At 61.1% G+C, this 16873-nt stretch carries 14 protein-coding genes and 1 tRNA gene; 8 read left to right on the forward strand and 7 right to left on the reverse strand.

The genetic code is table 11. The annotated features are described in order from the left end of the window. The first annotated feature begins 91 nt into the window (after nucleotides 1–91). From FHT29_RS08735 to pncB, 5 genes are all read left to right on the forward strand, one after another. Complete coding sequence (locus tag FHT29_RS08735; protein WP_037200362.1) at nucleotides 92–1183, forward strand: microcin C ABC transporter permease YejB; 1092 nt, start codon at nucleotides 92–94, stop codon at nucleotides 1181–1183. Then, nucleotides 1183–2337 (forward strand): ABC transporter permease, encoded by a 1155-nt coding sequence (locus FHT29_RS08740; RefSeq protein ID WP_037200364.1) that lies wholly within the window; start codon nucleotides 1183–1185, stop codon nucleotides 2335–2337. Before FHT29_RS08735 ends, FHT29_RS08740 begins: the two co-directional genes overlap by 1 nt. After that, on the forward strand, nucleotides 2334–3971 hold the full coding sequence (locus tag FHT29_RS08745; protein WP_047559927.1) for an ABC transporter ATP-binding protein: 1638 nt from the start codon (nucleotides 2334–2336) through the stop codon (nucleotides 3969–3971). The genes FHT29_RS08740 and FHT29_RS08745 overlap by 4 nt, the downstream gene beginning before the upstream one ends. A gap of 11 nt (nucleotides 3972–3982) precedes the next feature. After that, on the forward strand, nucleotides 3983–4942 hold the full coding sequence (locus FHT29_RS08750) for a glyoxylate/hydroxypyruvate reductase A (protein WP_047559931.1): 960 nt from the start codon (nucleotides 3983–3985) through the stop codon (nucleotides 4940–4942). Nucleotides 4943–5279: 337 nt separating this feature from the next. After that, entirely contained in the window at nucleotides 5280–6584 is a 1305-nt protein-coding gene (gene pncB, locus FHT29_RS08755) for a nicotinate phosphoribosyltransferase (protein ID WP_037200368.1), read from the forward strand. An 85-nt stretch (nucleotides 6585–6669) separates the two neighbouring features. Here pncB and FHT29_RS08760 read toward each other — a convergent pair whose 3' ends face one another. Next, complete coding sequence (locus FHT29_RS08760; RefSeq protein WP_047559934.1) at nucleotides 6670–7623, reverse strand: stage V sporulation protein S; 954 nt, start codon at nucleotides 7621–7623, stop codon at nucleotides 6670–6672. Between the two features lie 174 nt (nucleotides 7624–7797). Between FHT29_RS08760 and FHT29_RS08765 the strand changes: the two genes are divergently transcribed. After that, nucleotides 7798–9957 carry a mechanosensitive ion channel family protein gene (locus FHT29_RS08765; protein WP_047559937.1) on the forward strand — a complete coding sequence of 720 codons (2160 nt, stop codon included), beginning with the start codon at nucleotides 7798–7800 and terminating at the stop codon, nucleotides 9955–9957. Between the two features lie 27 nt (nucleotides 9958–9984). On the opposite strand, the gene FHT29_RS08770 is transcribed toward FHT29_RS08765, so the two are convergent. From FHT29_RS08770 to FHT29_RS08795, 6 genes are all read right to left on the reverse strand, one after another. Beyond that, nucleotides 9985–11055, reverse strand: coding sequence for a LacI family DNA-binding transcriptional regulator (locus FHT29_RS08770; protein WP_047559940.1), 1071 nt, complete (start codon nucleotides 11053–11055; stop codon nucleotides 9985–9987). 460 nt (nucleotides 11056–11515) lie between these two features. Beyond that, complete coding sequence (locus tag FHT29_RS08775) at nucleotides 11516–12244, reverse strand: SDR family NAD(P)-dependent oxidoreductase (protein WP_168599587.1); 729 nt, start codon at nucleotides 12242–12244, stop codon at nucleotides 11516–11518. Next, nucleotides 12241–13362 (reverse strand): alkene reductase, encoded by a 1122-nt coding sequence (locus tag FHT29_RS08780; protein ID WP_037200375.1) that lies wholly within the window; start codon nucleotides 13360–13362, stop codon nucleotides 12241–12243. The genes FHT29_RS08775 and FHT29_RS08780 overlap by 4 nt, the downstream gene beginning before the upstream one ends. A gap of 138 nt (nucleotides 13363–13500) precedes the next feature. Beyond that, nucleotides 13501–14307, reverse strand: a complete 807-nt coding sequence (locus tag FHT29_RS08785; protein ID WP_168599588.1) for an alpha/beta hydrolase — start codon at nucleotides 14305–14307, stop codon at nucleotides 13501–13503. Nucleotides 14308–14395: 88 nt separating this feature from the next. Further along, on the reverse strand, nucleotides 14396–14566 hold the full coding sequence (locus FHT29_RS08790) for a hypothetical protein (protein ID WP_246703013.1): 171 nt from the start codon (nucleotides 14564–14566) through the stop codon (nucleotides 14396–14398). Between the two features lie 251 nt (nucleotides 14567–14817). Beyond that, nucleotides 14818–14907: transfer RNA gene (locus FHT29_RS08795), tRNA-Ser, on the reverse strand. Nucleotides 14908–15140: 233 nt separating this feature from the next. Here FHT29_RS08795 and FHT29_RS08800 point away from each other — a divergent pair. Both FHT29_RS08800 and FHT29_RS08805 read left to right on the forward strand, forming a co-directional pair. Next, nucleotides 15141–15458: a hypothetical protein gene (locus FHT29_RS08800; RefSeq protein WP_034512015.1), complete on the forward strand. Its 318-nt coding sequence runs from the start codon at nucleotides 15141–15143 to the stop codon at nucleotides 15456–15458. Between the two features lie 371 nt (nucleotides 15459–15829). After that, a complete protein-coding gene (locus FHT29_RS08805; RefSeq protein WP_037200377.1) occupies nucleotides 15830–16825 on the forward strand; it encodes a BMP family ABC transporter substrate-binding protein in 996 nt (331 codons plus the stop codon). The last annotated feature ends 48 nt before the right edge of the window (nucleotides 16826–16873 follow it).

Below are 16873 nucleotides of genomic sequence, written 5' to 3' on the forward strand. Positions count from 1 at the left end.
GGTCTGTATGCGGCGGAAGGGAATGTGAATTGAACGACGGACGGATTGAGGCGAAGCGGGACATGTCCCTCTGCGAGGGAGCAATGGGCTGATGGGCGCCTATATCCTCAGACGCCTGCTGCTGATGATCCCGACCATCGTCGGCATCATGGCTATTTCCTTCACCATCGTACAGTTTGCGCCCGGCGGTCCGGTCGAGCAGGTCATCGCGCAATTGACCGGCCAGGGCGACAACGCCACCGGCCGGCTTTCGGGCGGCACGGACATGCTCGCGCAGCAGGCGGTTGAGGACAGCGGCTCGAAATATCGCGGCGCGCAGGGGCTCGATCCCGAGCTGATCGCCAAGCTCGACAAACAGTTCGGTTTCGACAAGCCACCGCTTGAGCGCTTCGGCCAGATGATGTGGAACTATATCCGCTTCGATTTCGGCGAAAGCTTCTTCCGCAACACGTCGGTCATCGACCTCATTGGCCAGAAACTGCCGGTGTCGATCTCGCTTGGCATCTGGATCCTGATCTTCTCTTACGCGATCTCAATCCCGCTGGGCATCCGCAAGGCGGTGCAGGATGGATCGACCTTCGATGTCTGGACCTCGGGCATCATCATCATCGGCTATGCCGTCCCGAGCTTCCTGTTCGGCATCATGCTGATCGTGCTGTTTGCCGGCGGCTCCTTCTTCGATTGGTTCCCGCTGCGTGGTCTCGTCTCCGACAATTTCGCCGATCTCAACTGGTGGCAGAAGATCCTCGATTATCTCTGGCATCTGGTGCTGCCGCTGATTTCGCTGTCGCTCGCCGCCTTTGCCACCACGACGCTGCTCACCAAGAATTCCTTCATCGAGGAAATCAAGAAGCAATATGTCACCACCGCTCGCGCCAAGGGGTTGAGCGAGCGGCGCGTGCTCTATGGCCATGTCTTCCGCAACGCCATGCTGATCGTCATCGCCGGCTTTCCCGGCGCCTTCATTTCCGCCTTCTTCACCGGTTCGCTGCTGATCGAGAACATCTTCTCGCTGGATGGCCTCGGCCGCCTCAGCTATCTCTCCGTCGTCCAGCGCGACTATCCAGTGGTGTTTGCGACGCTCTTCATCTTTTCGCTGCTCGGCCTCGTCGTCGGCCTCGTTTCCGACCTGATCTACACCTGGATCGATCCTCGCATCGACTTCGAGCGGAGGGACGTGTGATGGATGCAGCCAACCCTCCGGCAACCCCGACGACGGTAAAGCCGCCGCGCAAGGGGCTGTTCTCGCCGACCAACGTGCGCCGCTGGGAGAATTTCAAGGCGAACCGCCGTGGCTACTGGTCGCTCTGGATTTTCCTCGTTCTGTTCGTCCTCACCCTCGGCGCCGAGTTCATCGCCAACGACCGGCCGATCCTGGTCTCCTACAAGGGCGAGATCCTGACGCCGATCTTCGTCGATTATCCCGAAGAGAAGTTCGGCGGCTTCCTGGCGCAGACGGATTACCGCGCGCAGGACATTCAGGACGAGATCAATGCCAACGGCTGGATGCTCTGGCCGCCGATCCACTATTCCTATCAGACGGCAAATTCCAACCTTCCCCAAGGAAAGTCGGCGCCGACCCCGCCGTTCTGGATGATGAGCAAGGAGCAGCGCTGTTCAGGCTATGCGGGAGGCGTTGCCGACCCGAACTGCAACTGGAGCAATTTCAACTGGCTCGGCACCGATGACCAAGCGCGCGATGTGCTGGCCCGGCTGATCTACGGCTTCCGCATATCGGTGCTGTTCGGGCTGGTGCTCACCATCTGCTCGGCTGTCGTCGGCGTCTGCGCCGGCGCGATGCAGGGCTATTTCGGCGGATGGACCGACCTGTTGATGCAGCGCTTCATCGAGATCTGGTCGTCGATGCCGGTGCTCTATATCCTGCTGATCATCGCGTCCGTCCTGCCGCCTGGCTTCTTTATCCTTCTCGGCATATTGCTGCTGTTTTCCTGGGTCGGTCTCGTCGGCGTCGTGCGCGCCGAATTCCTGCGGGCGCGCAATTTCGAATATGTTCGTGCCGCCCGGGCGCTCGGCGTCGACAACCTCACCATCATGTATCGGCACCTGCTGCCGAATGCCATGGTCGCGACGCTCACCTTCGTCCCCTTCATCCTGTCAGGCTCGATTTCGACCTTGACCTCGCTCGATTTCTTAGGCTTTGGCATGCCACCCGGCTCGCCGTCGCTGGGTGAGATGATCGCCCAGGGCAAATCCAACCTGCAGGCTCCATGGCTCGGGCTGTCGGCCTTCTTCACCATGTCGATCATGCTGTCGCTGCTGATTTTCATCGGCGAGGCCGTGCGTGACGCCTTCGATCCGAGGAAGACGTTCCGATGAGCGAGAATTCCACTCCCCTGCTGTCCGTCCGCAATCTGTCCGTCGCCTTCCACCAGGGCGGAAATACCTTGACCGCGGTCGATGGCATCTCGTTCGATATAAGAAAGGGCGAGGTCCTGGCGCTGGTCGGCGAATCCGGCTCAGGCAAATCCGTGTCGGCCAATTCCATCCTGAAGCTGCTGCCCTATCCGGCCGCCAGCCACCCCTCGGGCGAGATCCTGTTCAAGGGCAAGGATATGCTGAAGGCGTCGGATAACGAGCTGCGCGCCGTGCGCGGCAACGACATCACGATGATCTTTCAGGAGCCGATGACCTCGCTCAATCCGCTCCATTCGATCGAACGGCAGATCGGCGAGATCCTGGCCTTGCATCAGGGCATGGGCGGCCAGGCCGCCCGCAGCCGCACGCTGGAGCTCCTGAACCAGGTCGGTATCCGTGAGCCGGAGAAGCGTCTCAAGGCCTATCCGCACGAGCTGTCCGGCGGCCAGCGCCAGCGCGTGATGATCGCCATGGCGCTCGCCAACCGTCCCGAGCTGCTGATCGCCGACGAGCCGACGACGGCGCTCGATGTGACGGTGCAGGCGCAGATCCTAGAGCTGCTGCGGGATCTCAAGGGCGTGCACGGCATGTCGATGCTGTTCATCACCCATGACCTCGGCATCGTCCGCAAGTTCGCCGACCGCGTCTGCGTGATGACCAAAGGCCACATCGTCGAGACCGGTCCGGTGGAGGATGTCTTCACCCGGCCGCAGCATGAATACACCCGTCACCTGCTTGCCGCCGAGCCGCGCGGCGAGCCGCCGCTTGGCGATGCCAGCAAGCCCGTGGTCATGGAAGGCAGCGATATCCGCGTCTGGTTCCCGATCAAGGCGGGCTTCATGCGCAAGGTCGTCGATCACGTCAAAGCCGTCGACGGCATCGATCTCAAGCTCCGGGCCGGCCAGACGCTCGGCGTCGTCGGCGAATCCGGCTCCGGCAAGACGACCCTCGGCCTGGCACTGGCCCGGCTCATTTCTTCCCAGGGGCGCATCGCCTTCGTCGGCAAGGACATAGCCGGCTATTCCTTCCGCGAGATGCGGCCGCTCCGCAACCAGTTGCAGGTCGTCTTCCAGGACCCCTACGGTTCTCTGAGCCCACGCATGTCGGTGGGCGAAATCATCGCCGAGGGGCTCAAGGTGCATGAGCGGTCGCTTTCGGCGGACGAGCGGGACAAGCGCGTCTGCTGGGCGCTGGAGGAAGTCGGCCTCGATCCGTTGACCCGCTGGCGTTTCCCGCATGAATTCTCCGGCGGCCAGCGTCAGCGCATCGCCATTGCCCGCGCCATGGTGCTGAAGCCGCGCTTCGTCATGCTCGACGAGCCGACCTCGGCACTCGACATGAGCGTGCAGGCGCAGGTGGTCGACCTTCTGCGCGACCTTCAGAAGCGGCATGACCTTGCCTACCTCTTCATCAGCCACGACCTGAAGGTGGTCAAGGCGCTCGCCAACGAGCTGATCGTCATGCGCTTCGGCAAGGTCGTGGAGCAGGGCACCTCGGCCGATATTTTCCGCGCGCCGAAAGAGGATTATACCAAGGCGCTTCTCGCCGCCGCCTTCAACATCGAGGCGGTGCCCACCGCCACTATCCAGCAATAAAGACAATCGCCATGCCGGCCAAAAGCCCCGTTCTCGTCGACCTCAAATTCGATCCCGCTATGATCGCCAAAGTGCTGAAGACCGCCTTTGCCGATCGCGGCAGCATCAATCTCGCCGATCCCGCGAGCAAGGGTGTGGATCTGAGCCATGTCGACTATGCGCTTCTGTGGAAGCCGGATGCCGACATTTTTGAGCGTGCGCCCAATCTCAAGGTCATTTTCTCGGGGGGCGCCGGTGTCGATTCGATGATGTCGATTGCCGGCCTGCCGGACATACCGATCGTCCGCTTCGTCGATCGCAGCCTGACGGTGCGCATGAGCGAATGGGTCGTGATGCAATGCCTTATGCACCTGCGCGATGTTCCGGGGCATTTCAGGAACCAGCGCCAGCGCGTCTGGGTTCCGCAGGATGGCCCCGAGGCAGGTGATGTCACCGTCGGCGTCATGGGCCTTGGCGTTCTCGGCTGCGATGCCGCCGCCAAGCTGAAGGTCATGGGTTTCAACGTCATCGGCTGGTCCCGCAACAAGAAACAGATCGATGGCATGGAAACCTTCGATGCCGGCGAGCTGGATACCTTTCTCGCGCGGACCGATATTCTGGTCGGGCTGCTGCCGCTGACGCCGGAAACAACGGGGCTATACGACGCCTCGCTCTTTTCCAGACTCCGCCGCGACGGTGCGCTCGGCAAACCGGTGTTCATCAATGCCGGCCGCGGCAAGAGCCAGGTCCAGGCCGATATCGCCTCGGCGATCGGGACTGGCGTGCTTGGCGGCGCGTCGCTCGACGTCTTTACAGTCGAGCCTTTGGCGGCGGACGATCCCCTCTGGGGTCTGGAAAATGTTATCATCACGCCGCATGATTCCGCCATGTCGGAGGAAAGAGCGCTGTTCCGCTATGTCGAGGAACAGATCGCCCGCTTCGAACGCGGTGTGCCGCTGCTGCATCTGGTGGATCGCGGCCGGGGTTACTAGAGCAACTCCAGGAAAAGTGCGCAGCGGTTTTCCGTCCGGAATTGCGTAAAAATAAACAGATAGAGCGTTCGGCGATTCCATGAATCGCTAAACCGCTCTAAGCCCCGCTGGAATGACCTCTGCCGACCACTATATCGTTCGGGATGGGCAGCTATGGGCACAGTTCAGCCGTGCCCGTGCATGTTCAAAAGCGGTGCGGTCGCTTTGGCATCAATTTTCTTTCAGTGACTGGACTTTCGCTCAACATTTTTTGATAACAGGCACCACATACGCGTGCCGACGCGTCGGCGGGCGGCAAGCATGACGTCCGGAGCGCAGGAGACGGGGCAGGAACGACATGACGAAGACGGATATCGCCACCCGCGTCTATAACCATACCTGGAAGCTCGATCCGATCATCCGCAGCCTGATCGATACGGATTTCTATAAGCTTCTCATGCTCCAGATGATCTGGAAGCTCTATCCGGATGTCGACGCCACCTTCTCCTTGATCAATCGCACCAAGAGCGTCCGGCTTGCCGAGGTGATCGATGAGAGGGAACTGCGCGAACAGCTCGATCACGCCCGCACGCTCAGGCTCTCCAAGAAGGAGATGATCTGGCTTGCGGGTAACAGCTTCTACGGCCGCGCCCAGATCTTCGAGCCGGAATTCCTCGCCTGGCTGTCGAATTTCCAGCTGCCGGACTATGAACTGTCGAAGCGCGATGGCCAGTATATTCTCGACTTCCACGGTTCGTGGAAGGAAACGACCATGTGGGAAATCCCGGCGCTCGCCATCATCAACGAGCTTCGCTCGCGCACGGCGCTGAAGGCGCTCGGTCCATTCACGCTCGATGTGCTCTATGCGCGCGCCAAGGCGAAGATGTGGGAAAAGGTCGAGCGGTTGAGGGAGCTGCCGCACCTGCGCATCTCCGATTTCGGTACGCGCCGTCGTCATAGCTTTCTCTGGCAGCGCTGGTGCGTCGAGGCGCTGAAGGAAGGCGTGCCCCATGCTTTCACCGGCACGAGCAACGTGCTGCTCGCCATGGATTCGGATCTCGAAGCCGTCGGTACCAACGCACATGAGCTGCCGATGGTCGCAGCCGCTCTTGCCAAGAATGACGAAGAGCTCGGCAAGGCGCCCTACAAGGTGCTACGCGACTGGAACCGCCTCTATGGCGGCAACCTTCTGGTGGTTCTGCCCGATGCCTTCGGTACCGCCTCGTTCCTGCGCGATGCACCGGAATGGGTGGCCGACTGGACCGGTTTCCGCCCCGACAGCGCGCCGCCTATCGAAGGCGGCGAGAAGATCATCGACTGGTGGAAGAAGATGGGCCGCGATCCGCGCCAGAAGCTGCTGATCTTCTCCGACGGCCTCGATGTCAATGCGATCATCGATACCTACAAGCATTTCGACGGCCGCGTCCGCATGAGCTTCGGCTGGGGCACCAATCTTACCAATGATTTCGCCGGCTGCGCGCCGACCGAACTCAAGGGCCTCAACCCCATTTCCATCGTCTGCAAGGTCATCGAGGCCAACGGCCGCCCGGCCGTCAAGCTCTCGGACAATCCGCAGAAGGCGACAGGCGAACCAGCGGAAGTCGAGCGCTATCTGAAGTTCTTCGGCGCAGAAGATCGCATCGATCACGAAGTGCTGGTGTAGAGCGTTTTCCGTCCGCAATTGCGTGAATTGCGTGAAAATAACGCTTCTAGAATGATCGCGCGATTCCGTTCAAAGCTTGATCGCTTTAGTGGAGCTTAGCTGCCGCTATCGGCGCCACCCGCTTGAACAGCGTCCACCTGCCGCTCTCCCAACGATACTGATCCGGCGAAATAACGTAAGGCACCTCGCTGAGATCGGCGCTGATCAGCTCCAGCAGCTGCAGGCCCAGAGCATCGTTTTCATGGGTGAAGAAGACCTTGTCGCGTGAAAGAAAGGCCGCAATCGGCGCCGCTCCGCCGGATTGCTCCTGCACTTGCGCCCAGAAATTCGGCAGGAAAGCGATGCTGGATTCGAACTGGCCGTCCACCTCGACATATTGAAACTGGCTGCGCTTGGCGATCTGTACGCCGGTCTTGTCGAGGAATTTCTGCAGGTTGGCCTGTGCCAGCACGGCAAGTTCCTCGGCGTCGATGCCCCAGCTTTCCAGCGCCGTCGACATCACGTAGCTGACCGTGGTTTCGCCGTTGACGGCGAAGAGCTTGATCAGGTTTTCCGCCTCGTCGAGATAGACGAATTGCGGCGGGTCGGGTTCGTCCTTGGCGGCCTGGATCATCTGTTGCCGCGCCACGTCAACGAAGTCGCGCGCCTTCAAGACCGGCAGGACCTTGGCGAGCTCGCCGCCGTCATCCATGACTTCGGTCATGTTGAGATAGTTCATCAGCGCCTGCGCGCGGGCTTGTCCGCGCTTCTCGCGCAGCGCCAGCAACGCATTGCTCAGGAATTTCGTCATCGTGTCGCCATTGCGGCTGTGCAGCGTCAGGCTGCCGGCCGCGGCATCGTAGTCGATCCCGATCAGGTCGCCGAAAAACGGCAGCCGTTCCTGCAGATAGGCCGCAAAGCGGGCTTCGTCCTGCAAAGCTTCGTCTGGAATGTTCAGATCGAGCGTCTTGACTGGTGTGGCGGTCACCGGTTCGGTTGCCGTGAGCCGCTGCTCGGGTTGCTTGCCTTTACCGAAGAGCTTTTTCAGGAAATTGAACACGCGCGTCCCCGAGCACCGAACGGTATTGCCGCAGAACCTAGCGCGGCAACCGCTCCGGGGCAATGCCGCCGGCGCCGATCGCGCCATGGGCGTAAGTGCCTGCTTGCCCGCATAAAAAAGGCGTATAGTCTGCAAAAACGGGCCGGCGGCCCGATTGCGGGAAGGGCAGCGCATATGAAGAATGTCGGGGGTAGCAGCCTGTCGATCAGGACACCGCTTTTATGTCTTTTTGCATTGGCCGCGCCTCTTGCGGCGCTCGCACAAAACACGGCTGCACCACAGCCGGCGCCGCCGCCCGAAAAGGTTCGCGAACTCATTCAGCTGATGAACGAACCGGAGGTCAAGCAATGGCTTGGTGTCCAGCTGAACAATCAACCCGCCGCCAGCGCTCCCGGAACGTCCGACGGTGACCAGATGTCCGTCCTCTCCGGCATGCTTGGTCATACGCGGCATCACCTGGAGGTCGTATCCGGCGCGGCGATGACGTTGCCTTACGAGGTGATGACGGCATCCGAAAAGCTCGAAAGAGAAGGCAGGGCGGTTGGTATCCTGCGTATTATCATCCAGGTCGTGATCCTCTTTTTCATGGGACTTGTGGCAGAGCTCGCCGTTGCGCGCTTCATCAATACCAAGCACATGCGTCGCACCGAAAGGGCTGCCGGCATCGAGACCGAGTTGCAGGCTGCCCGGTTCCAGTTTTTGGGCGGGGTGGTGCCTGCGATCATTCACGCCCTGGTGACGCTGGTTCCGCTGCTCGCTTTCGACTGGCCGCCGGCCATCGAAAGCTTCGCCATCGCCTGTGTCATTGCGCTGGTTTCCATCAGGCTCGTGATTTCCATCGGCAAACTGCTGATGGAGTTGATCGCCATGCGCCGAACGAACGATGTTCTGGACGAGGACAGCGGTACCGCCCGCATTGCCGAACGGCGGCGTGTGGCGAGATACTGGTATCGGCGATGCACGCTGTTTGCTGTCTATTTTGCCTGCGGTTGGGCAGTTCTGCAGGCCGTCACGTCTCTCGAATTTTCCGTCGGCGCCCGGGATCTCATCAGCTATGCACTCGGCATCGGCCTGTTTCTGATCGCCGTGACGGCCGTGTGGTCAAGACCCGTCGCGCCGGAGGAACGTGGGGCGAAGACGATTTCCTGGCTATTGACGATTTTCTTCGTGGCCCTCTGGTGCCTGTGGGTCGCCGGTTTCGACGGCCTTCTCTGGCTCGGCATCTATGCGATCCTGTTGCCGCGCGTTCTCTCGGTATCCACGCGTGCCATCGAGGCGCTGCATGATGCGGCCGACGGCATTTTCGGCGCCGGCAAGTTGGCAGCCGTGCTTCTCGATCGCGGCGTGCGGGCACTGATCATCACCTTCGCGGCCCTCTGGCTGGGGCGGATGCTGGGTGTCGAGGCCCACGCGATGATGAGCAGCAGCGAATCAATCATCGGGCGAATCGCGCGCGGTGTTCTCAGTGGCATCGTCATCCTGCTGGTCGCAGATCTCGTCTGGCACCTGATGAAAACCTATATCGACGCCAAGCTGATGGAATCCTTGCCCGCCGACAGCGACTCCGAGGAGATGAAGGCGAGCCGCGCCCGGCTGCAGACGCTGCTGCCGATCTTCCGCAATATCCTTGCGGTTGCCATCGGCATCATCGCCATCATGATGGTGTTGTCGGGGCTCGGCATCCAGATCGGGCCGCTGATCGCCGGTGCCGGTGTCGTCGGCGTCGCGGTCGGCTTTGGCGCGCAGACCATCGTCAAGGACGTCATCAGCGGCGTCTTCTATCTGTGGGACGATGCCTTCCGGGTCGGCGAATACATAGAAAGCGGCAACCACAAGGGCGTGGTGGAGTCATTCAGCCTGCGCTCGGTCAAGCTGCGTCACCAGCGCGGACCGCTGGCGACCATTCCGTTCGGTTCGCTCGGCGCGGTCAACAACATGAATCGTGACTGGGCGATCGACAAGATCATCGTCAAGGTCACCTATGATACCGATCTGGTGAAGATGAAGCGGATCATCAGGGATATCGGCCAGCGCCTGCTCGACGATCCTGAACTGGCGCCGAGCATCATCCAGACGCTGAAGATGAAGGGCGTGGAACAGTTCGGCGATTTCGCGATCGAAATCAGGCTGGCGCTCACCGCCAAGCCCAACGACGTCTCGGTCATCCGCCGCAGCGCGCTGGCGCTGATCAAGCAGGCCTTCGATGAAAACGGCATCCAGTTCGCCTTCCCGACCGTGCAGGTGGCAAGCGACAGGGACGCTTCCGCCGCCGCTGCCCGGCAGCTCATGGAGATGCGTACTGCAGCCGTCGACGGCGCGCAGCAAGCGGGCTGAGACGCTGTGTCGGATAGTGTCGCGGCATCATAGCTTCGGCGCCGCCGTGCTGCCACGGACGATGAGCGTGACGTCGATCATCTCGCGCTCGATCGGCATGGCATCGTCCAGAACCGCCCTTACCGCGCGTTGCGCGATCTGGTCAAAGGGCTGCGCCATCGTCGTAAGGCCCGGCTCCACCATGCCGCCCTCCGGAACGCCATCGAAGCCGATGATGGAGACATCTCTTGGAACGGAAAGTCCCCGTGCCTGCAGCCAGTTCATGGCCAGCAGTGCGATATGGTCGGACATTGCGAGGAGGGCGGTCGGCGGCTCAGGCGCCGAGAACAGATATTCGAGACCCGTCTCGACGCTCGTCTTGTGGTTATCCGTCTCGTAGATCGGAACATCCTGGCGTCGGATGCCGAATGTCTCAAGCGCCTGCCAATAGCCGGTGGCACGATCGCGCGAGGTCGAATAAACAGCCCGCTCGATCTCGCCGAGGCCCACCGGCCCGACATGATCGTAAGAGAATTCGGTGGCAAGCACGGCAAAGCGCCGGTGGCCCAGTTCCGCCAGATGCGTCGCGGCTGTCGCAGCCCCGGCGACATTGTTGACGCCGATCGACGCGACCGACGGATCATCGTCGTTCAATGCCAGGGCAATGAAGGGCAATTGCCGCTCGCGCGTCAGCTGCACCAGCTTTTCGCCGCCCTCCACGCATAACAGGATGAAGCCGTCCACGAGGGCGCTCTTGATGTTCCAGTCCAGCTTCTGCCGGTCCTTGGCCGAAACGAGCGCCAGCCCGGTGCCGCTGGCATCGCAGACCTGGGCCACGGCCGCCAACAGGGCTCTCGCCCATGGGTCGTCGAAGAAATAGGCGAGCGGTTCCACGGCGGCGACGCCGATCGCATTGACCTTTCCTGCCCGCAACAACCGCCCCGTGAGGCTCGGGCCGGCATATCCGAGCTGTCTGGCGGTCTTAAGGACATGCTCGCGCACCTCCTCGCGCACCACATCGGGCCGGCTGAAGACATTCGATGCGGTTCCCTGCGATACCCCTGCCGCCTTGGCGACATCTGCAAGCTTGATCGTGCCCTTGACCAATAGCCTCTCCATTTTCGTTCCCGTGCACAGTAGCAGGAAATTGTATCGGTTCAATTCCGCTTGACAGCGGAGCATTCAAGCGTAGGATTGAACCGATTCAAGTCAATGAATCCGATATAGGATTGAATCGGTTCAAAAAAGGCAAACCCAAATGCTGACCAACTATTTCTTCAGGGATCTTTACAATGATCGTTGGGGTGATCCGGCAAACCTGAAGGCGATCGAGCCGCCTTCGGGCGCGGACAAGGATCGAGCTGCTGCGAGGGGCATTTTCGGCCGACTTCGTCGCCTGTATCGCGGTAGCCCGTCCCGCCCGTCTCCATGGTCCTTCACGATCCCCAGCGAAACCCCTGACGCTGAAAGTGAAACAAGTGCGTGGCGTCGCAACGAGTGCGATGCCACGCAGCCGAAATTTCTCAACATCGCGAAAGCGCTCTCGCGGAATTGCTAGCCTGTGCCTCGATTGCCGGCCTCAGAAATTTTCCTTGTAGGGACGCAGGTCGAGCTCCTGTGTCCAGGCCGAGGGATGCTGGCGGTGGATATGCCAGTAGCTCTCGGCGATGGCGTCGATATTGAGCAAGCCGCTGGCGTCCATATCTGGCCGCCGGGAACGCAGCCGCTCACCGTCTATGCCGCCATCGATGATGGTGTGGGCGACATGCAGGCCGAGCGGCCCGAATTCCCGCGCCATGCTCTGGCTGATCATTCTTAAGCCCGCCTTGGCGGCGGCGAATTGCGCATAGCCCGCCTTGCCGCGCAGGCTGGCGGAAGCGCCGGTGAAGATCACGGTGCCGCGGCCGAGCGGCACGAGGTGGCGGGCCGCCTCGCGCCCGACGAGGAAGCCGCCGAAGCAGCAGATGCGCCAGAACTCCTCGAACTGGGCGGCTGTCAGATCGCGAAAGCCGATCGGGCGGTTGATGCCGGCGTTGAAGACGATGAAATCGGGCGCCGCGATGCCGTCCCGCGGCGCAAAGGCATGTTCGAAGAGCCGCACGACGGCGGCTTCGTCCGTCGCGTCCGTTTCGATGGCCTCGGCGCTGCCGCCGGATGCCTTGATGGTCTCGGCGACCTTGTCGATCTTCGCCGGTGTGCGGCCGGCGATGATGACATGATAGCCCTTGCCGGCCAGAAGCCGGCAAAGCGCGGCACCCAATCCCTGTTCTGCTCCCACTCCGACGATGACGGCGCTTGGCGTGCTCATTCGGCGGCCTCCCTGGCATCGAACGTTGGATAGTCGGTATAGCCCTCGGCACCGCCGCCGTAGAAGGTCGGGCGATGATAGGGATTGAGCGGAGCCCCGCGACGGATGCGTTCCGGCAGGTCGGGATTGGCGATGAACAGCCGGCCGAAGGCGATAGCGTCTGCATGCCCGGCGGCAAGTGCTGCTTCGGCGGTCTCCGGCCGGAAGTTTCCGGCTGCGATCAATGTGCCCGACCAGGCAGGGCGAAACAGCTCCGCCGCCGATGGCACATTCTTGTGGTCGACCTCAGCGAAGCCCGCCCCGCTGGCGCGCGGTTCGATCAGATGCAGATAGGCAAGATGCAGCCGGTCCAGCTCGCGAATGACATGGCCGTAGAGACGCAAGGGGTCATCCTCGCCGCTGTCATTGGCGATGCCGAAGGGCGAAAGGCGGACGCCGACGCGGTTCGAACCCCATACGCCGGAAACCGCCTCGACCACTTCGAGCAGCAGCCGCGTGCGATTCTCGATCGAGCCGCCATATTGGTCGGCGCGCTGGTTGGTACGCGCCTGCAGGAATTGCTCGATCAGATAGCCGTTGGCGCCGTGGATCTCGACGCCGTCGAATCCGGCTTGCTTGGCGTTGGCGGCCGCCTGCGCATAGACGTCGATCAGCAGCGGCATGAGATCGATGTCGATCGCCTGCGGCGTCTCGAAGGGCACGCGTTCGAACGAAGCGGTGAAAGCCTGTCCCTTGGCGGCGATGGCGGAAGGGGCGATGGGCAGAGCACCGCCCGGCTGGTGCGAGGAATGGGAGATGCGGCCGACATGCCAGAGCTGCAGGAAGATCCTGCCGCCCTTGCGATGGACCGCCTCCGTTACCGCCTTCCAGCCGGCGATCTGTTCGGCCGTGTGAATGCCGGGCGTTGCCGGCATGCCTTGTCCGGCAAGAGAAATCTGCGAGCCTTCGGAAATGATCAGCCCCCCTTGGGTGGCACGCTGCGCATAATATTCGGCGTTCAGTGCGGAAGGCACATTGCCCGGCTGGCTCGCCCGCATGCGGGTCAGCGGCGCCATGACGATGCGATGCGCGAGTTCATAGGGGCCGACGGCAAGTGGTGAAAATAAGGTCGCTGTCATAAAATTATCCTGCCTGGAGCTGATGTTGCTCCCCCGGGGCGGAAGGGCCTGTCAGCGGCGATTCGGTCTCGGGAGTCTCGAATAAGATGATGATCATCATTTATTCCAACAATCGGACGTGCGCAACTGAATCTGATATCAGGCCGAAATCCTCGCAAGGAAGGGAAGAAGGGAGGCGTTGAACTGCGCTGGTCGCTGTAATGGGGCGAAATGGCTGACGCCGGTCAGAAGGATCAATTCCGCGCCGGGGATGTGCCGCGCGAGGTGATCGGCGTGCTGGCGCTTGATGAACTCGTCATGCTCGCTATGCACGATGGCAACGGGCACATCGATATCGGCGAGATCGGTGGCGGTATAGTTCGGCTCCGTTCGTTGCATCAGGCCGACAGCCTCAACGAAGCTATCGAACTGATCCGGTGTTGACGACAGAGCCGTGTAATCCTTGGTGTGGCGGGAAAAGCAGCGGTCGATGACCGGCGTGGCCACGAATTCCTTCGTACCGCTCGGGTCCATGTTGCAGGCAAAGAAGAAGACGCCGGCAACGCGCTCCGGATGGGTTCTTGCGAGAATGAGACCCGTACAGGCGCCGTCGCTCCATCCGACGATGGCGGCTTTTCGGACCCCCAGCCTGTCCATCACGGCCAGAACGTCGGTAGCCATCAGCTCGTAGGTGTAGGGTCGCATGTCGCGCGTACTGCGACCGTGGCCACGGCTGTCGATGACGATGACGCGATGGGCGGCGTCGATCAGCGCCGGCACCTGATAGCCCCAATTACCGCTGTTTCCGAGCCCGCCATGAAGGAGGATCACCGGGGCGCCGCTGCCGTAGGCCGCATACCATATGCGAGCGCCGTCGTGATCGACGTGTCCTTCCGTCTCTGCGTGCGGCAAGGGCGCTGCGCCCTCCGCCTCGAATCGATCGAGACCGTCGTCCTGAAATTCCATGCTGACCTCCCAACGCGCTGCCTCCTCCAGGCAGCAACGCGAACGAACCTATTCGATCCTGCTTCGTTTTTCCAAGAGGGCGCTGTGGTTACTTTACTGCCAGATGCTCGAAAAGATCCCGTGCCGGCGGTGCCAGCTCCTCGGCGGAGCGCGTGCATGCCGTGAGTAGGCGCGTGGCCCAATCGTCGGTGAGCCGCAGTGCCGCGATCTTTGCGGAGCGGCCGCAGCGCTGCTGTTTCAGGCTGGATGGGAACTGCATTTTGCACCCGGCCGCGAGGAAACGGTCATCAAAAGACGAGGGATGACGGTTTCGACGGCACGGATCTCGATGCCATTCTTACAGCGTTCGGCGTGCATTATACGCTGATCCGCGGGGCCGCTGGTCATTGGCGCCCTCCAATTTTGCGGGGTGCTCCTGCTGCGCAGGTCCATGCGGAGCACGCTCTCGAGCGCACGCTGATCGCCGGTTATTGCGGAGGATAGAGAGTTACATCACGCTGTAGCGTTGGATGGCGGACAAGGTGGGATTCGAACCCACGGTACGCTTTCACGTACACACGCGTTCCAGGCGTGCGCCTTAAACCACTCGGCCACCTGTCCATCTGCACTTCGCGTCCGATAAAGGAGCTATCGTGGGAACGGCGCGATATATACCGATGAATTTTCTGGGATCAACCTGAATCTGACAGTTTTTTGACTTCTGGACAAAAAACTACGCGCTTCTCCTCCATTGCGTTTGTCCCATTCTCAACCTATCTAAACAGAAGGACGGAAAAAGAACGCGACCGGCCAAACGTGTATGGCCGAGGATAATTGAGTATCCGGAGGGGTTCATGCGTTTCCTGCTGCGTTTCGCCAGCCTTGTCGCGCTGGTGGTTGCGGTCATTGCCGGCACCATCGATTCCATCCAGTCGGTCGCGGCATCGGCTGTGGTGATGACCCCGATGGGCGATGCCTGGAACGATGTCAGCCCATCGTCGCTGGCGACGCTCCGCTCGATGATCTCCTATTATGTCCATCCGCAATTCTATGATCTGGCGATGCAATGGTTGCTGTTCCAGCCGGCCTTTGCCGTTTTCCTGGTGCTCGCGCTGCTCCTTTGGATGGTCGCCTACAAGCGGCCGCCGGTTGCCGGTCGCTTCAGTGTCTGAAGCGCTATGCAAGAGCCGTCGGGACCTGTGCCATTTTGGGGAGTTTGGCAGTGACGGGAACGCCCTCGGGCGGTCTTGCAAAGGGAATGCGAAGCGCCGAACCAACGGCTGCCGGACGTTCGACGACCGCCTCGCTGGCTAATAAAATCGCAGTTTGAGAGCGAAATTGTTCAAAAATCGGCCCCTTTGGACGGGTTTTTGGCAATTCCCACAAATCTTTACCAACTGAAAAATTTCTCGTGAATTTTTCGTGCAGCCATGCAAGGATGCGCCAGCTTGGCCTCGGGGGAGGCCGGCGGTTCCGCAGACATGTCCGGCCAACGGGCTTGCGGGAGGACCCAACAAAGATAGCAACAACAGGGCTGCAACTCATGAAAAAATCCCTTCTGACCCTTTTCGCCTTGGCTGCCATGTCGGCAACGGCGCTTGCGGCCGATATCAAGCCGGCAATCGTCTACGGAACTGGCGGCAAGTTCGACAAGTCCTTCAACGAAGCTGCCTACAATGGCGCTGAAAAGTTCAAGAAGGAAACCGGCATCGCCTATCGCGACTTCGAGCCGACGGGCGACACCCAGGGCGAACAGGCGCTGCGCAACTTTGCCAGCAAGGGCTTCAATCCGGTCATCGCCGTTTCTTTCGCGTGGACCTCTGCTCTTCAGAAGGTTGCTGCTGAATATCCGAAGACCGAATTCGTGCTGATCGACGACAGTCTTGATCTGCCGAACGTCCGCTCCGTCAAGTTCAAGGAAAACGAAGGCTCCTATCTCGCCGGCGTCATGGCTGCGCTGTCTTCGAAGAGCGGCAAGGTCGGCTTCGTCGGCGGCATGGACATCCCGCTGATCCGCAAGTTCGAGTGTGGCTACGAGCAGGGCGCACGCGCTGCCAATCCGAAGATCGAAGTTTTCCAGAACATGACCGGCACGACGGGCGCTGCCTGGAATGACCCGGTCCGCGGCGGCGAGCTCACCAAGAACCAGATCGACCAGGGCGCCGACGTTGTTTACGCGGCTGCCGGCGCGACCGGCCTCGGCGTGCTGCAGACGGCCGCCGACAACAAGAAGCTGTCGATCGGCGTCGATAGCAACCAGAACTACCTGCATCCGGGCTCCGTTCTGACCTCCGTCGTCAAGCGCGTCGACCTCGCCGTCTACAACGCGTTCAGCGATGCCAAGAACGGCAAGTTCACGCCCGGCACGCAGGAGCTCGGCCTGAAGGAAGAGGGCGTCGGCGTCGCCATGGACGACAACAACAAGCCGCTCGTGACGCCGGAAATCAAGGCTGCGGTCGACAAGGCAAAGGCCGATATCATCGGCGGCACCGTCAAGGTCCACGACTATACGACCGACAACGCCTGCCCGAAGAGCTGATATGAAACAAGGGCGTATGACGGATCAAAACGTCATACGCCCTTTTCT

The organism is Rhizobium sp. SG741 (assembly GCF_012275435.1).
GTDB classification, from domain to species: domain Bacteria; phylum Pseudomonadota; class Alphaproteobacteria; order Rhizobiales; family Rhizobiaceae; genus Rhizobium; species Rhizobium lusitanum.